15 protein-coding genes and 2 pseudogenes are annotated in these 16,760 nt (G+C 72.7%); 3 read left to right on the forward strand and 14 right to left on the reverse strand.

Features of this window, described 5'->3' with window-relative positions; all coding sequences use genetic code 11:
• The first annotated feature begins 56 nt into the window (after positions 1–56).
• Positions 57–581 (forward strand): C40 family peptidase, encoded by a 525-nt coding sequence (locus QUE40_RS10645; RefSeq protein ID WP_289230941.1) that lies wholly within the window; start codon positions 57–59, stop codon positions 579–581.
• A gap of 155 nt (positions 582–736) precedes the next feature.
• Here the strand turns inward: QUE40_RS10645 and obgE are convergent.
• The 7 genes and pseudogenes from obgE to QUE40_RS10680 form a co-directional block, all read right to left on the reverse strand.
• Positions 737–2,265 (reverse strand): annotated as a pseudogene (obgE, locus tag QUE40_RS10650) (GTPase ObgE).
• A gap of 154 nt (positions 2,266–2,419) precedes the next feature.
• Entirely contained in the window at positions 2,420–2,701 is a 282-nt protein-coding gene (gene rpmA / locus QUE40_RS10655; protein ID WP_142005617.1) for a 50S ribosomal protein L27, read from the reverse strand.
• A gap of 12 nt (positions 2,702–2,713) precedes the next feature.
• Entirely contained in the window at positions 2,714–3,025 is a 312-nt protein-coding gene (gene rplU / locus QUE40_RS10660) for a 50S ribosomal protein L21 (protein WP_142007523.1), read from the reverse strand.
• Between the two features lie 186 nt (positions 3,026–3,211).
• Positions 3,212–5,158 carry an Rne/Rng family ribonuclease gene (locus QUE40_RS10665; protein WP_289230942.1) on the reverse strand — a complete coding sequence of 649 codons (1,947 nt, stop codon included), beginning with the start codon at positions 5,156–5,158 and terminating at the stop codon, positions 3,212–3,214.
• A 995-nt stretch (positions 5,159–6,153) separates the two neighbouring features.
• A complete protein-coding gene (locus QUE40_RS10670) occupies positions 6,154–6,870 on the reverse strand; it encodes a TIGR03936 family radical SAM-associated protein (RefSeq protein ID WP_289230943.1) in 717 nt (238 codons plus the stop codon).
• Positions 6,871–6,938: 68 nt separating this feature from the next.
• Positions 6,939–7,328, reverse strand: coding sequence for an alpha/beta hydrolase (locus tag QUE40_RS10675; protein ID WP_350227151.1), 390 nt, complete (start codon positions 7,326–7,328; stop codon positions 6,939–6,941).
• Positions 7,325–7,636, reverse strand: coding sequence for an esterase/lipase family protein (locus QUE40_RS10680; protein ID WP_289230945.1), 312 nt, complete (start codon positions 7,634–7,636; stop codon positions 7,325–7,327). Before QUE40_RS10680 ends, QUE40_RS10675 begins: the two co-directional genes overlap by 4 nt.
• Positions 7,637–7,884: 248 nt before the next feature.
• On the opposite strand from QUE40_RS10680, the gene QUE40_RS10685 reads away from it, so the two are divergent.
• Positions 7,885–8,373: a nitroreductase family deazaflavin-dependent oxidoreductase gene (locus QUE40_RS10685; RefSeq protein ID WP_289230946.1), complete on the forward strand. Its 489-nt coding sequence runs from the start codon at positions 7,885–7,887 to the stop codon at positions 8,371–8,373.
• A 4-nt stretch (positions 8,374–8,377) separates the two neighbouring features.
• The gene (locus QUE40_RS10690) at positions 8,378–8,977 is read left to right on the forward strand and encodes a TetR/AcrR family transcriptional regulator (protein WP_289230947.1); all 600 of its coding nucleotides are present in this window, start codon (positions 8,378–8,380) and stop codon (positions 8,975–8,977) included.
• A 38-nt stretch (positions 8,978–9,015) separates the two neighbouring features.
• On the opposite strand, the gene QUE40_RS10695 is transcribed toward QUE40_RS10690, so the two are convergent.
• The 7 genes and pseudogenes from QUE40_RS10695 to QUE40_RS10720 all read right to left on the reverse strand — a co-directional run bounded on the left by QUE40_RS10695 (position 9,016) and on the right by QUE40_RS10720 (position 16,734).
• Positions 9,016–10,029: a DUF418 domain-containing protein gene (locus tag QUE40_RS10695; RefSeq protein ID WP_289230948.1), complete on the reverse strand. Its 1,014-nt coding sequence runs from the start codon at positions 10,027–10,029 to the stop codon at positions 9,016–9,018.
• Between the two features lie 21 nt (positions 10,030–10,050).
• A complete protein-coding gene (locus tag QUE40_RS10700; protein WP_289230949.1) occupies positions 10,051–12,012 on the reverse strand; it encodes a TIGR03960 family B12-binding radical SAM protein in 1,962 nt (653 codons plus the stop codon).
• Between the two features lie 58 nt (positions 12,013–12,070).
• Complete coding sequence (locus QUE40_RS10705) at positions 12,071–12,688, reverse strand: LysE family translocator (protein WP_142005625.1); 618 nt, start codon at positions 12,686–12,688, stop codon at positions 12,071–12,073.
• A 23-nt stretch (positions 12,689–12,711) separates the two neighbouring features.
• On the reverse strand, positions 12,712–14,553 hold the full coding sequence (locus QUE40_RS10710) for an AMP-dependent synthetase/ligase (RefSeq protein WP_289230950.1): 1,842 nt from the start codon (positions 14,551–14,553) through the stop codon (positions 12,712–12,714).
• Positions 14,554–14,640: 87 nt separating this feature from the next.
• Positions 14,641–15,180, reverse strand: coding sequence for an FtsW/RodA/SpoVE family cell cycle protein (locus tag QUE40_RS19220; protein ID WP_350226945.1), 540 nt, complete (start codon positions 15,178–15,180; stop codon positions 14,641–14,643).
• Between the two features lie 122 nt (positions 15,181–15,302).
• Positions 15,303–15,671 (reverse strand): annotated as a pseudogene (locus tag QUE40_RS19225) (FtsW/RodA/SpoVE family cell cycle protein); the annotation flags it as partial.
• Positions 15,672–15,780: 109 nt separating this feature from the next.
• Positions 15,781–16,734 carry a bifunctional riboflavin kinase/FAD synthetase gene (locus QUE40_RS10720; protein WP_142005628.1) on the reverse strand — a complete coding sequence of 318 codons (954 nt, stop codon included), beginning with the start codon at positions 16,732–16,734 and terminating at the stop codon, positions 15,781–15,783.
• Positions 16,735–16,760 lie beyond the last annotated feature (26 nt).

Here is a 16,760-nt window from a genome sequence, read left to right on the forward strand (position 1 = left end):
CTCGGCTGCGCCGCGACATCGGCGACCTGGACCTGTCCCCGAGCCGAAAGCTCCACATGACACGCCCCCTCGACCAGACCCTCCCCACCGACGACGCGAGCCCGGCGCCCAGCCGGCGACGCTTCCTCGGTGCGGCCCTGGCCGGAACGGCCGCCGTCGCCCTGCCCGTCGTCACCGCCGGGCCCGCCCGGGCGGCGACGCACATCACCGCCGAGGACGCCTACAGCGCGTACTGGACCGCCCGCTACCGCTACGCCGGCAAGGTGCCGTACGTCTACGGCGGCATGGACCCCGACACCGGGTTCGACTGCTCGGGCATGACCAAGTGGCTCTACTCCCGCTTCGGCGTCTACCTCCCGCGCAGCGCCGACGAGCAGTACCGCTACGTGCGGACCATCGACAAGGGCTCCGCCCGCCCCGGCGACCTGGTGTTCTACGTCAACAGCTCCGGCCGCGCCTTCCACAACGGCCTGTACGCCGGTGGCGACATGCTGGTCGACGCCGGCAACCCCGAGGTCGACATCTCCTACCGCCGCATCTATTACGGCAGCAAGGTCGTCTTCGGAACCCAGCGGTACTGACGCCTTTGGCCTCGGCTCCTCCTCCGGCCGTCCGTCGCACGCTCCGGCCGGCCGGCATCGTCACCGAGGCGCTGGGTCCGCTCCGGCTGGCCGGCATCGTCGCCGAGGCGCTGGGTCCGCCTCGGTGACGGTGCGAATCTGCTTGCGGCGCAGCCCTACTCGTCGTCCTCGTCGAGGTCGCGGTCGGTCCAGATGCCGGAGCGGCGCTCGGTGTCCAGCTCCTCGCGGGCCTCGCGCTGGGCGTCCTTGCGCGCGTGGAACTCCTCGCGCTTCTCGGCGCGCGTGGGGCGGTGGTGGTCCTCCAGGCGCAGGTCGGTGCCGCGGCGGCCGAGCAGCTCGGGGCCGGTGCTGAGGGTGGGCTCCCAGTCGAAGACCACCGCGTCGTCGGCGGGGCCGATGAGCACGGTCGACCCGGCGACCGCGCCGGCCTTGAACAGTTCCTCCTCGACGCCGAGGCGGTTGAGCCGGTCGGCGAGGTAGCCGACGGCCTCGTCGTTGCCGAAGTCGGTCTGGCGCACCCAGCGGGTGGGGCGCTCGCCCACGACCCGGAAGACCTCGCCGTCGGAGGTGTTCTCGCGGCGCACCTCGAACCCGGAGTCGTCGACCGCCTTCGGGCGCAGCACGGTGCGCTGCGGGACGACCTCGGCCTCGATCTCGGCGCGGGCCTGCGCGACGTGCCGGGCGAGCGAGAAGCTGAGCTCCTTCAGCCCCAGGTGGGCCACGGCCGAGACGATGTGCACCTCGAGCCCGCGCGCCTCCAGGTCGGGCCTGACCATCTCGGCGAGCTCGCGGGCGTCGGGCACGTCGGCCTTGTTGAGCACCACGACACGGGTGCGCTCGGAGAGGGCACCCCGCCGAGCGAGGCGTCGGGGACGTACGCCGCGAGCTCCTCCTCGATGACCTCCAGGTCGGTCATCGGGTCGCGACCGGGCTCGAGGGTGGCGCAGTCGATGACGTGGACCAGCACCTCGCAGCGCTCGACGTGGCGCAGGAACTCCAGGCCCAGCCCCTTGCCCTGGCTCGCGCCCGGGATCAGGCCCGGGACGTCGGCGACGGTGAACCGCTCCTCGCCGGCGGTGACGACGCCGAGGTTGGGCACCAGGGTGGTGAACGGGTAGTCGGCGATCTTGGGCCGCGCCGACGACAGCACCGACACCAGGCTGGACTTGCCGGCCGACGGGAAGCCGATCAGCGCGACGTCGGCGAGCGTCTTCAGCTCGAGCACGATGTCGCGCGTCTCCCCCGGCTCGCCGAGCAGCGCGAACCCGGGCGCCTTGCGCCGGGGCGAGGCCAGCGCCTTGTTGCCGAGGCCGCCGCGGCCGCCGCGCGCGACGACGAACCGCGTGCCGAACCCGACCAGGTCGGCGAGCACCTCGCCGCCGCGGGTCTTCACGACGGTGCCCTGCGGCACGGGCAGCACGAGGTCGTCGCCGTCGGCGCCGTTCTTCTCGTCGCCGGCGCCGGGACGGCCGTTGGTGGCCTTGCGGTAGGGGTTGCGGTGGTAGTCCAGCAGCGTGGTGCTCTGCGGGTCGACCTCGAGCACGACGTCACCGCCGTGCCCGCCGTTGCCCCCGTCGGGGCCGCCGAGCGGCTTGAACTTCTCGCGGTGCACCGAGGCGACGCCGTGGCCGCCGTTGCCGGCCGCCACCTGCAGGACCACGCGGTCGACGAACTGCGTCGCCATGACGCTCCTTCTGCTCGGGCCTTCTCCGGCCTCTTCGCGGGCGCCGTCCCCCGAGGGGCGGGGCCGGGCCAGGCCGCTGCTGTCGTACGGACGACGCGAGGGGGCGGGCCGTTCGGCCTGCCCCCTCGCGAGAGTGTCTAGCTGGTGCGCAGTCTCAGACGGCGCTGGCCTCGACGTCGGCGGTGCGGGTCGAGACGATGTTGACGACCTTGCGGCCGCGCTTGGTGCCGAACTGCACCTGGCCGGCCTCGAGGGCGAACAGCGTGTCGTCGCCGCCACGGCCGACGTTCTCGCCGGGGTGGAAGTGCGTGCCGCGCTGGCGGACGATGATCTCGCCCGCGTTGACGAGCTGACCGCCGAAGCGCTTCACGCCGAGTCGCTGTGCGTTGGAGTCACGACCGTTGCGGGTCGAGGACGCACCCTTCTTGTGTGCCATGAGCTGATCTCCTCAGATGCCGTCGATCGACGTGACCTTGACCCGGGTCAGCGGCTGGCGGTGACCCTGGCGCTTGCGGTAGCCGGTCTTGTTCTTGTACTTCATGATCGTGATCTTCGGGCCCTTGGCGGCCTCGACGACCTCGGCCTTGACGGTCACCTTGGCGAGCTTGTCGGCATCGCTGGTGACGGTCTCACCGTCGACGAGCAGGAGCGGCGTGAGGTCGATGCTGTCGCCGGCCTCACCCTTGACCTTGTCAATGACGAGCACGTCGCCGACGGAGACCTTCTCCTGGCGGCCGCCAGCGCGAACGATCGCGTACACGTTGCGTCTCACTTCTCTTAGTCGTTCAGGGTGGTCGTTCGCTAGGGAACGTCAGGTGCGTCTCGCGTCGAGGTCATCGCCGTGCGGGAGGACACCCCCGCTGCAGAACCCGGACGAACCCAGGCCGACCGCCGCGACGGCGCACCGAGGATCAAAGATACCGGTCGGCCACCGGCATCTCCAAACTCAGCCGCCGGCGGGGTCCTGGTCGGCGTCGGTCGAACCGCCCTCGGCGGTCTTCGCGGCACCGGGCGGACCGGCCGGGGCGACGACCCGGCCACGCCGACGGCGCGGACGGCGTACGGGCTCGGCCGGCTCCCCGGCGTCGGCCTGGCTCTGCCCCGCGGCCGGCGCCTCGGACCGGTCCTGCTGCTCGGACCGACCCTGCGCGGCCGGCGCCTCGGACCGGTCCTGCTGCTCGGACCGACCCTGCGCGGCCGGCGTCTCCGGCTGGGCGGGGGCGTCGTCGCGCGCCTGCTCGTCCTTGGCCTGCTCCAGCTTGCCGACCGCCGCGGCGTGGGCGGCGGCGGCAATCTGGGCGGGCGTGCGCCCGTTGGAGTCGACCCGCTCGTGCTGGCCGTTCTGGCCGTTCTGCCCGGACTGGCCGTCCTTGCCCTCGCGGCCGGAGTCCTGCTGGCCGGACTTGCCGCCACGGCCCCGCCGGCTCTTGCCGCCGCCCCCGCCGCCGTTGCCGCCACCGCCGTTGCCGTTGCCGCCGCCCTGCTTCTCGACCGGGTGGTCGTGCACGACGACGCCACGGCCCTGGCAGGTCTCGCACGGCTCGGAGAAGATCTCCAGCAGCCCGCTGCCGACCCGCTTGCGGGTCATCTGCACCAGGCCCAGCGAGGTGACCTCGGCGACCTGGTGCTTGGTGCGGTCGCGGCCGAGGCACTCCAGCAGCCGGCGCACGACCAGGTCGCGGTTGGCCTCCAGGACCATGTCGATGAAGTCGACGACGATGATCCCGCCGATGTCGCGCAGCCGCATCTGGCGCACGATCTCCTCGGCGGCCTCGATGTTGTTCTTGGTGACGGTCTCCTCGAGGTTGCCCCCGGAGCCGACGAACTTGCCGGTGTTGACGTCGATGACGGTCATCGCCTCGGTGCGGTCGATGATCAGCGACCCGCCGGAGGGCAGCCAGACCTTGCGGTCGAGAGCCTTGGCGAGCTGCTCGTCGACGCGGTGGACGGTGAACACGTCCTTCTCGCCGGTCCACTTCTCCAGCCGCGGCGCCAGGTCGGGCGCGACCGACTCGACGTAGTCGCTGATCTGCGACCAGGCGCCGTCGCCGGAGACGACCAGCGAGGAGAAGTCCTCGTTGAACACGTCCCGGATGACCCGCACCGTCAGCTCGGACTCCCCGTGCAGCAGCGACGGTGCGCTCGTGCCGGAGGAGGAGGCCTTCTTCTGGATCTTCTCCCAGGCCTTGGTGAGCCGCTCGACGTCGGCGCGCAGCTCCTCCTCGCTCGCGCCCTCGGCGGCGGTGCGCACGATGACGCCGGCGTCCTCGGGCACGACCTCCTTGAGGATCTTCTTCAGCCGGGCCCGCTCGGTGTCGGGCAGCTTGCGGGAGATGCCGGTCATCGAGTTGCCGGGGACGTAGACCAGGTAGCGGCCCGGCAGCGAGATCTGCGAGGTGAGCCGGGCGCCCTTGTGGCCGATCGGGTCCTTGGTGACCTGCACCAGCACCGTCTCGCCCGACTTCAGCGCGTTCTCGATGCGCTTGGGCTGGCCCTCCATGCCGGCGGCGTCCCAGTTGACCTCACCGGCGTACAGCACCGCGTTGCGGCCCCGGCCGATGTCGACGAACGCCGCCTCCATGCTCGGCAGCACGTTCTGCACGCGCCCCAGGTAGACGTTGCCGGCCATGCTGCCCGAGCGGGTGTCGCTGCTGACGTAGTGCTCGACGAGGACGCCGTCCTCCAGCACCCCGATCTGGGTGCGCCCCTCGCGCTCGCGCACGACCATCGAGCGCTCGACGCTCTCGCGGCGGGCGAGGAACTCTGCCTCGGTGATGACCGTACGGCGGCGGCCGGCCTCGCGCCCCTCTCGGCGGCGCTGCTTCTTGGCCTCCAGCCGGGTCGAGCCCTTGATGGCGGTGACCTCGTCGCGGCCCTTGCGCGGCTCGCGCACCTTGGTCACGGTGCCGGGCGGGTCGTCGCCCTCGGCCGAGCCGGACCCGGAGCGGCGACGGCGGCGCCGGCGGCGGCTGCCGGTCCCGCCGGTCTCGTCCTCGCCCTGCTCGTCGGCCCCGTCGGTCTGCTGGTCCTCGTCGGAGTCCGTCGCTTCGGCGTCGGACTGCTCGCCGTCGCCCTGCTCCTTCTTGCCCTTGCCGCCGCGACCCTTGGCCTGGCCCTTGCCCTTGCCCCGGGCGGGCTTGTCGTCGCCGGCCGCGTCGGAGCGGTCGTCCTCGGAGCCGGACTCCTGACCCCCGTCGGCCTCGCCCTCGCCGTCCTTGGCGCGCCGGCCGCGGCCACCGCGCCGGCGGCGGCCCTTGCCCTCGCCGGAGTCCTGCTCGTCCTGGTCGCCCTGCGCGTCCTCGCGCCCCCGCGGCTGCCGCCGCGCTGGTCGGCGTCCTCGCCCGATCGGTCGTTGCGGTCGTCGCGCTCGTTGCGGTCGTCGCGTTCCGGCGTGCGGGCCGGGGCCCGGGTCTCGGGGTCGGGCGCCTGGAAGATCAGCCCGAACGCAGCGGCCGGGGGCTGCTGCTGCGGGGCCCCTGCTCGGCGCCCTGCGCGGTCTTCGCCGATTCGTCGTCGGCGGTCTTGCCCTGGTCTGAAAAGTCGAGGCTCATCTGCTCGATCCCTCCGTCGCGCGCGAGCGGCCACAGCCCGGACCGGGTGGTCCGCCACGCCCGCGCGTTGCGGTGGTGCGCCGCCGGTCGCGGGGTTCGCGACGGCGGAAGTCGTCTGCTACGCCAGGGCGAGCTTCGCGGCAGTGCGCGGCAGCTCCGGTGCCGTTGGCGCCGATCGTCCCGGTCGGCGGCTTCGCAGGTCAGCGTCGGCCACCCGCGCTCGGCCTGGGCGCGCGATCAGGCGGCTGCAACAGGCTGGCGGTCGGGGCTCGGTCGGGGCGTATCGGTGCTGTGGTGCTCCGGTACGACCGCTGAGCAGTATCGCACAGAGTGCGGCTCAGTCCGGGACGAGCGGGTCGGCCACCGAGCCGTCGGCGGCCAGCGGGCCCTGGGCCAGCCGGGTGATCAGCGGCGGCCGGCCCGGCGCGAGCCCCGCCACGACGCCCAACCCGGTGAGCACGTCGTCGGGGCGCACGGCCGGTGTCGTGTGCTCCAGCACCAGCAGCAGCTGCTGCCCGTCCTCGGCGAGTCGCGCCGAGTGGACCGCGGCGCGCACGTCGAACGTGCGCGGCCCGCGCTTCATCATCCGGGTCACCTCGACCGACTCGGCGGCGAGGAGGGCCGCGAGCGCCGGCCCCAGCGCGGGCGCGTCGTCGGGGGCGAACCGCACCGACCAGCTCGAGGCCTGCAGCCGGTCGGCGAGCGCCCCGGGCTCGGCCTCGACCACCTCGAGCACGTCGAGACCGGGCGGGAGCGCCTCGTCCAGCCGCCGGCGTACGTCGTCGGGCTCGAGCCGCGCGCGCAGCTGCAGCTCGAAGTACTCCGCCTCGCTCGCGGTGCCGGTGGCCGCCGCGTTGGCGTAGCTGATCTTGGGGTGGGGGTGGAAGCCGGCCGAGAACGCCATCGGCACCTGCGCCCGGCGCAGCGCCCGCTCCAGCGCGCGCTGGAAGTCGCGGGTGGAGGTGAACCGCAGCCGGCCGCGCTTGGCGTAGCGCACCCGCAGCTTCTGCACGGGCGGGTCGGGTGCCGGACCCTCGGGGACGCGCTTGGCCATGCGCGCACGATAGGACAGCGCGACGGGCGGGGTCGCCTCGGCCGCGACCCCGCCCCTGGACCCACCGGTCAGGCGTCGGCGACCTCCTGGGCGGCCTTGTCGATGAGGTCGCAGATCGCGGCCGGCTGCGAGGCGAGCGAGGCGTGGCTGGCGTCCAGCTCGACGATCTCGCGCGGCTGCATGCGCTGGGCCATCTGCCGCTCGTTGTCCGGGTCGATCATCCGGTCCTGGGTCGACACCTGGTACCAGGACGGCTTGCTCTTCCACGCCGGGTCGGTGATCTCGTCGCCGAACGTGGAGGCCTTGGGCGCTTTCTGGGTGACGGCCATGACCAGCGCCTCGTCCTCGGGCAGGTCCTGGCAGAAGCTCTCGCGGAAGTCCTCCTGCTTGACCCACAGGTAGCCGTTGTCGTCCTCGGCGATGGTGGAGAACGCGGCCGGCGGACGGGCCTGGCTCAGGCCGCCGGGGCTCTCCCCGCGTCGGGCGCGAACGCCGCGACGTAGACCAGCGCCTGCACCTTGTCGTGGCCGCCGGCCTCGGTGATGACCGCGCCGCCGTAGGAGTGACCGACCAGCACGATCGGGCCCTCGACCGAGTCGAGCATCTCTCGGGTGCGACCCGCGTCGTCGGCCAGCGAGGTGAGCGGCACCTCGACCGCGTTGAGCTTGTCGTAGCCGCGCTTGCGCAGCTCGACGATCACCTTGCCCCAGTGGGCGGCGCCGCCCCAGAAACCGTGGACGAGTACGACGGTGGGCTTGTCTGCCATCGGGATTCACTCCTCATGGGTGGATGAGCGTTCAACCATGTCGATCCTGCCTCCTGGCAGCCGGCCACGGGAGGTTCCGGACCCAAGATTCAGCGCGGCGAGAACCCCAGCAGGTCGAGCAGCGGTGAGGCGCTGGCCGAGCCGCGCATCGAGGCCCTCCTCGGGCTCGGCCACCCGGTGAGCGAGGTAGCCGGCTAAAGGCATTAGCCATATGCTGGCTAACACCATTAGCCAACCGAGGAGGAGTCATGGCCGACGGACCGCAGACGCAGGACGTCCACTACCGCCGCCCGGGGTGGTTCACCCGCAACGTGCTCAACCGAGCGATCAGCGCGCTGGCCCGTCGCGGCTGGTCGTTCTGGGGGTCCCGGGTGCTCGAGACGCGCGGCCGGCGCACCGGCGAGCCCCGGCGTACGCCGGTGAACGTGCTCGAGCTGGACGGCCGCTCCTACCTCGTGGCAGCGCGCGGGACCACCGAGTGGGTGCGCAACGTGCGCGCCGACGACGGGCGGTTGGCGCTGCTGCTCGGCCGGCGCCGGCAGACCTACCGCGCGCACGAGCTGGGCCCGAGCGAGCAGGTGCCGGTGCTGCGGGCGTACCTGAAGCGGTGGAAGGCCGAGGTCGGCGCGTTCTTCGACGGGGTCGGCCCCGACTCCACCGACGCCGAGCTCGCCGCCGTCGCGCACCGGCACCCGGCGTTCCGGCTGGAGCCGGCGTCAGGGGTTGGACGAGACTGACCGGGTGACCCAGCCCACGGCGCTCCCCCACCCGCCGGCCCTGCCCCGCGTCGCTGCGCGGCCCGACCCGCAGGAGCGCACCCCGCGCGTGCGCGAGGTCGTGGCGGCCGCCGCCCGGGTGCTCGAGGCCGAGGGCCAGGAGGCGCTGACCATGCAGCGGCTGGGGTCCGAGCTCGGCATCCGGGCGCCGTCGCTCTACAAGCACGTGGCGGGCAAGGCCGCTGTCGAGGGTCTGCTGGTCACCGACACGTTCTTCGCGCTCGGCGACCTCGGGCACCGTGCGGTGGAGCGGCCCGGCCGCTCCGGTCCGGTCGCGGCGCTGCTGCGGGCATACCGCCGGTTCGCGCTGGAGCGGCCGCACACGTATCGGCTCGCGAGCCGGCCCGGGGTGCGCGAGCACGTGCAGCCCGGCGTCGAGGTGTGGACCGGTGAGGTGTTCTGGCGGGCCATGGGCGAGCCCTACCTCGCGCAGGCGCTGTGGGCGTTCGCGCACGGCACGGCGACCCTCGAGATCGACGGGCGGTTCCTGCCGGGGTCGGACCTGGACCGCACCTGGCGGGCGGGCGCGCAGGCCTTCGCCGGGCAGCGCAGCCGGACCGGCTGACCGCGGCGACCGGACGGGCCGGTGGCCGGTCAGACGGGTCAGGCCGGGGGCCGGATCTTGCGCGCGGCCAGGTCGATGAACCCCTCGAACGGTCCGCGCGCGAACGGCCCGCTGCGCACGATCCGCGGCCAGACCGCCGCGACGAGGAACGACACCAGGGTGAGCAGCGCCAGGGTGAGCCAGGAGTCGTCCGGCTCGCCGGGCTTGGTGCGGGCGACCAGGGCCAGCCAGCCGACCTGCAGCACGTAGAGCGACAGGGTCATCCGCCCCAGCTGGGCCGTGGTCTCCTGCCCCGGCCACACCCGGCGCCCGACGAGCAGCGCGAGCGCGATCACGGCGGTGGCGAGGGCGGCGTCCAGCAGCACCTCGGGCACCTCGCCGCTGTACGGGCGCACGCTGCTGCGCGCCACGACCAGCACGACCCCGGCGACGCCGAGTCCGACCGCCGCCGTGCCGGCCAGCTCGGCCGTCGAGGGCTCGCGGTCCTCACGCACCCAGCGCCGCACGAGCAGCGCCCCGAGGCAGCCCCACACCAGCAGCGTGACGAGGCGGTAGGCGTCGCCGGCACCGAAGATCTCCAGCGCACGCGAGACCGGCGTGCCGATCTCGTCCTGGCCGCTCACGAGCCGCTGGACCCAGACCTCACGGGTCAGGTCTCGCACGGTGGGGCCGGCGAGGAGCAGGACGACCGCGAGCGCCCCCAGCGCCCAGCTCGGCAGGCGCGTGAGCACGCTCATGACCAGGGTGAGCACGCCCAGGTAGATCAGGATGATGACCACCTGGGCGTCCCACTGCTCCAGCATGATCCCGACCAGGACCAGCGCCAGGCCGCGCGCGACGGCCACGGCGTGCACCTGCCACCACGGCGCGTCCCCGCGCCGGTCGGCCGACAGCTGCGCCCCGACCCCGACGAGCGTCGCGAACAGGGCTGCGGTGAGGTACTCCGAGACCTCGAGCAGGCCGAGCGGGCCGGTCGAGGGTGCGACGTGGGCGACGTACATCGAGACGACGGCGCCCGCCCTGGCCAGGTCGATGCCGACCGCACGGCCCACGCGTTGGTCCACGGGCGGCCGTCAGGAGCGCACGACGGTCAGCGGCAGCAGCGTCTTGCCGGTGGGGCCGATCTGGATGTCGGTGCCCATCTGCGGGCACACGCCGCAGTCGAAGCACGGGGTCCAGCGGCAGTCGTCGACCTCGGTCTCGTCGAGGGCGTCCTGCCAGTCGTCCCACAGCCAGTCCTTGTCGAGACCGCTGTCGAGGTGGTCCCAGGGCAGCACCTCGGACTCGTCGCGCTCGCGCGTGGTGAACCAGTCGACGTCGACCGGCTGGCCCTCGAAAACCTCTGCGGCGCAACGCATCCAGGTGTCGTAGGAGAAGTGCTCGCTCCAGCCGTCGAAGCGGGCGCCGGCGCGCCACACCGCCTCGATGACCTCGCCCACCCGGCGGTCGCCGCGGGACAGGAGCCCTTCGACCAGCCCGGGCTCGCCGTCGTGGTAGCGCAGGCCGATGGCCGAGCCGTAGCGCTTGTCGCTGCGCAGCGCCTCGCGCAGCTTGCGCAGCCGTTCGTCGGTCTCTTCGACCCCGAGCTGGCCGCACCACTGGAACGGGGTGTGCGGCTTCGGCACGAACCCGCCGATGGAGACCGTGCAGCGGATGTCCCTGCGGCCGCTGACCTGCCGGCCGGTGTCGATGACCCGTTTGGCGAGGTCGGCGATCTGCAGCACGTCCTCGTCGGTCTCGGTGGGCAGGCCGCACATGAAGTAGAGCTTGACCTGCCGCCAGCCCGCGCCGTAGGCCGCGGCGACCGTGCTGATCAGGTCGTCCTCGGAGACCATCTTGTTGATCACCTTGCGGATCCGCTCGCTGCCGCCCTCGGGGGCGAAGGTCAGACCCGACCGGCGGCCGTTGCGGGTGAGCTCGTTGGCCAGGTCGATGTTGAACGCGTCGACCCGGGTCGACGGCAGCGACAGGCCGGTCTGGGTGCCTTCGTAGCGGTCGGCGAGGCCCTTGGTGACCTCGGCGATCTCGCTGTGGTCGGCGGAGCTCAGCGACAGCAGGCCGACCTCCTCGAAACCCGTTGCGGCCAGGCCCTTCTCGACCATCTCGCCGATGCCGGTGATGGAGCGCTCGCGCACCGGCCGGGTGATCATGCCGGCCTGGCAGAAGCGGCAGCCTCGGGTGCAGCCGCGGAAGATCTCGACCGACATCCGCTCGTGCACGGACTCGGCGAGCGGCACCAGCGGCTGCTTCGGATAGGGCCACTCGTCGAGGTCCATGACGGTGTGCTTGGAGACCCGCCACGGGACGCCCGCGAGGCCGGGGCGAGGAGCGACCCGCTGGATGCGTCCGTCGGGGAGGTAGGACACGTCGTACAGGCTCGGGACGTAGACCCCGCCGGTGCGCGCCAGGCGCAGCAGCAGCTCGGCGCGCCCGCCGGGCCGGCCCTCGGCCTTCCAGGCCTGCACGATGTCGGTGATCGCGAGCACGGCCTGCTCGCCGTCGCCGACGACCGCGGCGTCGACGAACCCGGCGATGGGCTCGGGATTGAACGCGGCGTGCCCGCCGGCGACCACCAGCGGGTCGTCGTCGGAGCGCTGCTCCGCGCGCAGCGGGATGCCGGCGAGGTCGAGGGCGGTGAGCAGGTTGGTGTAGCCCAGCTCGGTGGAGAAGGAGACCCCGAGCACGTCGAAGTCGCGCACCGGGCGGTGCCCGTCGACGGTGAACTGGGCCACCCCGGCCTCGCGCATGGCCTGCTCCATGTCGGGCCAGACGGCGTACGTCCGCTCGCACAGGGCGTCGGGCCGCTCGTTGAGCACCTCGTAGAGGATCATCACGCCCTGGTTGGGGAGGCCGACCTCGTAGGCGTCGGGGTACATCAGCGCCCAGCGGGTGGTGAGCTCCTCGCCCTGCGGCGAGTGGCCCCCGCAGTTCCAGTCCTTGACCTGGGAGTTCAGCTCGCCCCCGACGTACTGGATGGGCTTGCTGACCCGCTCCAGCAGCGGCTCCAGGGCAGCGAAGATCGACTCACCGGACATGGGTTCCAGGGTACGTGCGCGGCGGCGATCGACCGAACGCCGCGACCGCTCGATCGGCTCAGGCCTCGGCGGCCAGCGCCCCGGCGAAGCCGAGCATCACCACGCCGGTCGAGCCCTCGACGGCGCGCCGGACGCGCTGCCGGCGCAGCACCGACGAGGCGGCGTCGGCGGCCCAGACGATGGCCAGCAGGACGACGCAGCCGAGCACGGCCAGGGTCAGGGCGTACGCCAGCAGCACCGGGACGCCGGCGCCGGGGCCGACGAACTGGGGCAGCAGCGCCAGGTTGAACGCCAGCACCTTGGGGTTGGTGATGTTGCACAGGAAGCCCTGCCAGACCGGCAGCCAGCCGCGCCGCGCGGGCGTCGGCCCGGCGTCCCACCCGGCGGCGTCACGACGCAGCGCGGCGCGCAGCGTGGTGATGCCGAGGTAGAGCAGGTAGGCCACGCCGGCCCAGCGGATCACCGTGAACACGGTCTCCGACCGGGCCAGCACCGCGCCCAGGCCGCAGGCGACCAGGGTGCCCTGCACGACGTTGGCGGCGAAGATGCCGCCGGAGGTCAGCAGGCCGCGCCGGCGGCCGCCCGCCACCGTGCTGCGCAGGGTGAGGAAGGTGTCGGGTCCGGGTGCGATCGCGAGCATCGCGGCGAACGCGACGAAGGCGAGGTACTGGCTCATGGAGCCAGGTTAGGACCGCCGGCCTAGTCGACGTACAGCTCGTCCAGCTCGTCCTTGTACTTGGTCGCGACGACCTTGCGCTTGAGCTTCAGGCTCGGGGTGATCTCGCCCTCCTCGACGGTCAGGTCGCGCGGCAGGATGATGAACCGCTTGATCTGCTCCCACCGGTTGAGCTTGCCGTTGAGCTGGTCGACGTAGCCCTGCACCATGTCGCGGCACTCCTGGGAGGTCACGATCGTGCGGTAGTCGGCGTCGGCCATGCCGTTCTGCTCGGCCCAGCCCTTGATGCCCTCCTCGTCGAGGGTGATCAGCGCGGAGACGAACTTGCGCCCGTCGCCCTCGATGACCAGCTGCGAGGCGTAGGGGCAGATGCCCTTGAACATCGACTCGATGGTGCTCGGCGCGACGTACTTGCCGTTGGAGGTCTTGAACAGGTCCTTCTTGCGGTCGGTGATGCGGATGTGCCCGGTGGGCAGCTGCTCGCCGATGTCGCCGGTGCGGAACCAGCCGTCGACGAGCGAGTCGGCGGTGGCCTCGTCGAGGTTGCGGTAGCCCTGCATGACGCCGGGGCCCTTGACGAGGATCTCGCCGTCCTCGGCGACCTTCATCTCGGTGCCGGGAAGCGGCCAGCCGACGGTGCCGGTGACGTTGGCCCCGGGGTAGGGGCGGTTGACGCAGGTGGCGCCGCTGGTCTCGGTGAGGCCGTAGCCCTCGAGGATCGGCAGCCCCATCGCGTCGAACCAGCGGGCCACGTCGGGGTTGAGCGCGGCGGACCCGGAGATGAAGAACCGGACGTTTCCCCCGAACCGCTCGCGGATCTTGTGCAGCACGAGCTTGTCAGCGACGCCGCGCTTGACGCCGAGCAGGCCGCCCGCGCTGCCGCCCTCGGCGCGCTTGTCGGCCGCCTGCCCGCCGACCCCGCTCGCCCAGCCGAACAGCTTGGCCTTCACGCCGCCCTCGTCGGCCATCATCGTGGTGATCCGGCCGTAGACCTTCTCGAAGATGCGCGGCGCGGCACCCATCCAGGTCGGCTTCACGATCGGCAGGTTCTCGACGATCTTGTCGACCCGGCCGTCGATGGCCGTCGGGAAGCCGATCTGCAGCGGCAGGGTGAGCAGCACCTTGCCGAACACGTGCGCGAGCGGCAGCCACAGGAACTGCAGGTCGTCCTTGCCGAGCAGACCGACCGAGTCGACGGCAGCGGCCTCGTACGTCCAGGCCGAGTGCGGCAGGCGCACGCCCTTGGGCCGGCCGGTGGTCCCCGAGGTGTAGATGAGGGTGGCGAGGTGCTCGGGCCGGATGCCGGCGATGCGCTGCTCCAGCACGTCGGGCTGCTCGGCGAGCAGCGCCGCGCCCGCCTCCTCGAGCTGCTCGAGGGTGATGACCTGGTCGCCGTCGGCGGCGCCGTCGATGGTGACGACCTTGACGACCTCGCCCGCGTCGGGCGCCACCTCGCGGAACTTCGCCAGCTGGGAGTCGTCCTCGGCGATCAGCACCTTGCTGCCGGAGTCGCTGAGGATGTGCAGCACGTCGTCGGTCGTGGTCGTGGGATAGATCGTGGTGGTCGCCGCGCCGGCGAGCATGATCCCGAGGTCGACCAGGGCCCACTCCAGGCGGGTGCTGGACTCGATGGCGACCCGGTCCTCCGGCTCGACGCCGAGCGAGACCAGCCCGGCCGCGATCGCGCGCACCCGCTGGTCGACCTGCTTCCAGGTGAGCCACTCGACCTGCTCGCCCACCGGCCGCCCGAACGCCCGGTCACCGCCGCTCTGCTCCACCCGCGAGACGAACAGGTGCGCGACCGAGGCCGGGCGGTTCTCGATGATCGACAGGTCGGGCTGCTCGTCGGTGAGCGACATGGCCATGAGTGATCTCCTGGTCTCGCGGCGAGGTGTCCGCAAAGCATGCCAGCCGGGAGTGACCCCCACCACAGGAACGCGGGGAGCCCACGCTCAGAAGAGTTTTCGCAGGTTCACCAGGTGCACGTTGCCGAGCAGCCCGACGGCGACCCAGCAGGCGAACATGCTTGACCCGCCGTACGACACGAAGGGCAGCGGCAGGCCCGTCACCGGCAGCATCCCCAGGTTCATCCCGACGTTCTGCACGGTCTGGAACAGCAACCAGCAGCCCACGCCGGTCGCGACCAGCCGGCCGAAGGAGTCCTGGGCGTCGCGGGCGATGAGGAACGCCCGCAGCACCACGAAGCCGCTGACCAGCAGCAGCCCCGCGGCGCCGGCGAACCCCAGCTCCTCCCCCGCGACCGAGAAGACGAAGTCGGTCTGCTGGAAGGGGATGAAGCCGCCCTGGGTCTGGGTGCCCTCGCCGACACCCTGCCCCCACCAGCCGCCGGAGCCGATGGCCAGGCGCACCTGGCTGACCTGGTAGCCGATGCCCTGGGGGTCGATGGTGGGGTCGGCGAAGGCGAGCAGCCGGTCGCGCTGGTAGTCCGAGAGCAGCGGCGTGGTCCAGGCCGCCACCACCGCGGCCACCATGCCGACGGCGGCGCCGACCAGCCACCAGCGCGAGGCCCCGGAGACCGCGACGACGCCGAGGAGATCATCACGAGCACGACCGCCGAGCCCAGGTCGGGCTGGGCGAGCACGAGCAGGATCGGCACCGCCGCGAGGCCGACGGCGAGGGCCACGTCGCGCTGCGGCGGCGGGTGGTCGCGCTCGCCGCGCTCGGCGAGGATCATCGCGAGGCCGATGCACAGCGCGACCTTGGCCAGCTCGGCCGGCTGGATGGAGAAGCCGGGCAGCTGCACCCACGAGCGGGACCCGTTGATCGTGGAGCCGAGCGGGCTGAGCACCGCGACCAGGCCGAGGAGCGAGGCGAGGTAGACCCACGGCGCCCAGGCCCGGATGGTGCGGAAGTCGATGCGCATCACCGCGAGCCCGAGCCCCACCCCGACCGCGGTGTTGAGCAGGTGGCGCACCAGGTAGCTGTTGCCGCTGGTGCCGCGGGTGGCCGACCAGACCAGCATGGCCCCGACCAGCGACAGGCCGAGCGCGGCGACGACCAGGCCCCAGTCGGTGCGGGTCCAGGACAGCTGCCGGCGCGCCTCGGTGCCGGTGCGCGCGAGCGTCACCGTGCTAGCCCTCCTGCGCCAGGATCTCCCGCGTCTGGTCGACGTCGCGGCCGATCTGCTCGATCAGCGCCTCGATCGAGTCGAAGCGGTCGTTGCCGCGCAGCCGGCGCACGAACTCCACGCTCACGTGCTCGTCGTACAGGTCGAGGTCGGTGCGGTCCAGGACGTACGCCTCGACGGTGCGCTCGACGTTGTCGAACGTCGGGTTGGTGCCGACCGAGACGGCCGCCGGCATCCGGTGCTCGGGGTCGTCGTGGGCGAGGTCGTGGCGGACCAGCCAGCCGGCGTACACGCCGTCGGCGGGCACCAGCCCGCGCGCGTCCTGGGCGAGGTTGGCGGTCGGGAAGCCCAGCTCGCGGCCGCGCTGCAGCCCCTGCACGACGACGCCGCGCACGCGGTGGCGGCGGCCGAGGATCTCGGTGACCTCCTCGACCCGGCCCTCGGCGAGCAGCCGGCGCACCTGGGTGGAGGACCAGCGCACGCCCGGGCCGACGTCGTCGAGGGTGAGCACCTCGAAGGCGTACTTGTCGCCGAGCTCGCGCAGGGTGTCGATGTCGCCGGAGTTGTTGACGCCGAAGCGGGTGTCCTTGCCGACGATGACCGCGCGGGCGCGCAGCCCGTCGACGAAGCACTCCTTGACGAACTGCTCGGGGGTCTGGGCCGCGAGCTCGCGGTCGAAGCGCAGCACCAGGACGACGTCGACGCCGGTCTGCTCCAGCAGCGCGACGCGGTCGTCGAGCGCGGTGATCTGCGCCGGCGCGCGGTCGGGGTGCAGCACCTCGAGCGGGTGCGGGTCGAAGGTGACCGCCACGGCCTTGGCGTCGCGCGCGCGGGCCTGCTCGACGACGCTGCGCAGCACGCTGGCATGGCCGCGGTGCACCCCGTCGAAGTTGCCGAGGGTGACCACGGTCGGCCCGAGGTCGGCGGGGACCTGCGAGAGGTCGGTCAGGCGGAGCACGGCGGCAACCTTACTGAGCGAAGGTT

It is taken from the genome of Barrientosiimonas endolithica (genome assembly GCF_030296655.1).
Classification (GTDB): Bacteria; Actinomycetota; Actinomycetes; order Actinomycetales; family Dermatophilaceae; genus Barrientosiimonas; species Barrientosiimonas humi.

Excerpts from the sequence above, each read along its gene's own strand:
- QUE40_RS10705 (WP_142005625.1), bottom strand. The coding sequence starts at position 12,688 with ATGAGCCAGTACCTCGCCTTCGTCGCGTTCGCCGCGATGCTCGCGATC.
- QUE40_RS10700 (WP_289230949.1), bottom strand. The coding sequence starts at position 12,012 with ATGTCCGGTGAGTCGATCTTCGCTGCCCTGGAGCCGCTGCTGGAGCGG.
- QUE40_RS10680 (WP_289230945.1), bottom strand. The coding sequence starts at position 7,636 with ATGGCAGACAAGCCCACCGTCGTACTCGTCCACGGTTTCTGGGGCGGC.
- QUE40_RS10685 (WP_289230946.1), top strand. The coding sequence starts at position 7,885 with ATGGCCGACGGACCGCAGACGCAGGACGTCCACTACCGCCGCCCGGGG.
- QUE40_RS10645 (WP_289230941.1), top strand. The coding sequence starts at position 57 with ATGACACGCCCCCTCGACCAGACCCTCCCCACCGACGACGCGAGCCCG.
- rpmA (WP_142005617.1), bottom strand. The coding sequence starts at position 2,701 with ATGGCACACAAGAAGGGTGCGTCCTCGACCCGCAACGGTCGTGACTCC.
- QUE40_RS10670 (WP_289230943.1), bottom strand. The coding sequence starts at position 6,870 with ATGGCCAAGCGCGTCCCCGAGGGTCCGGCACCCGACCCGCCCGTGCAG.
- QUE40_RS19220 (WP_350226945.1), bottom strand. The coding sequence starts at position 15,180 with ATGGTGGCCGCGGTGGTGGCGGCCTGGACCACGCCGCTGCTCTCGGAC.
- QUE40_RS10710 (WP_289230950.1), bottom strand. The coding sequence starts at position 14,553 with ATGGCCATGTCGCTCACCGACGAGCAGCCCGACCTGTCGATCATCGAG.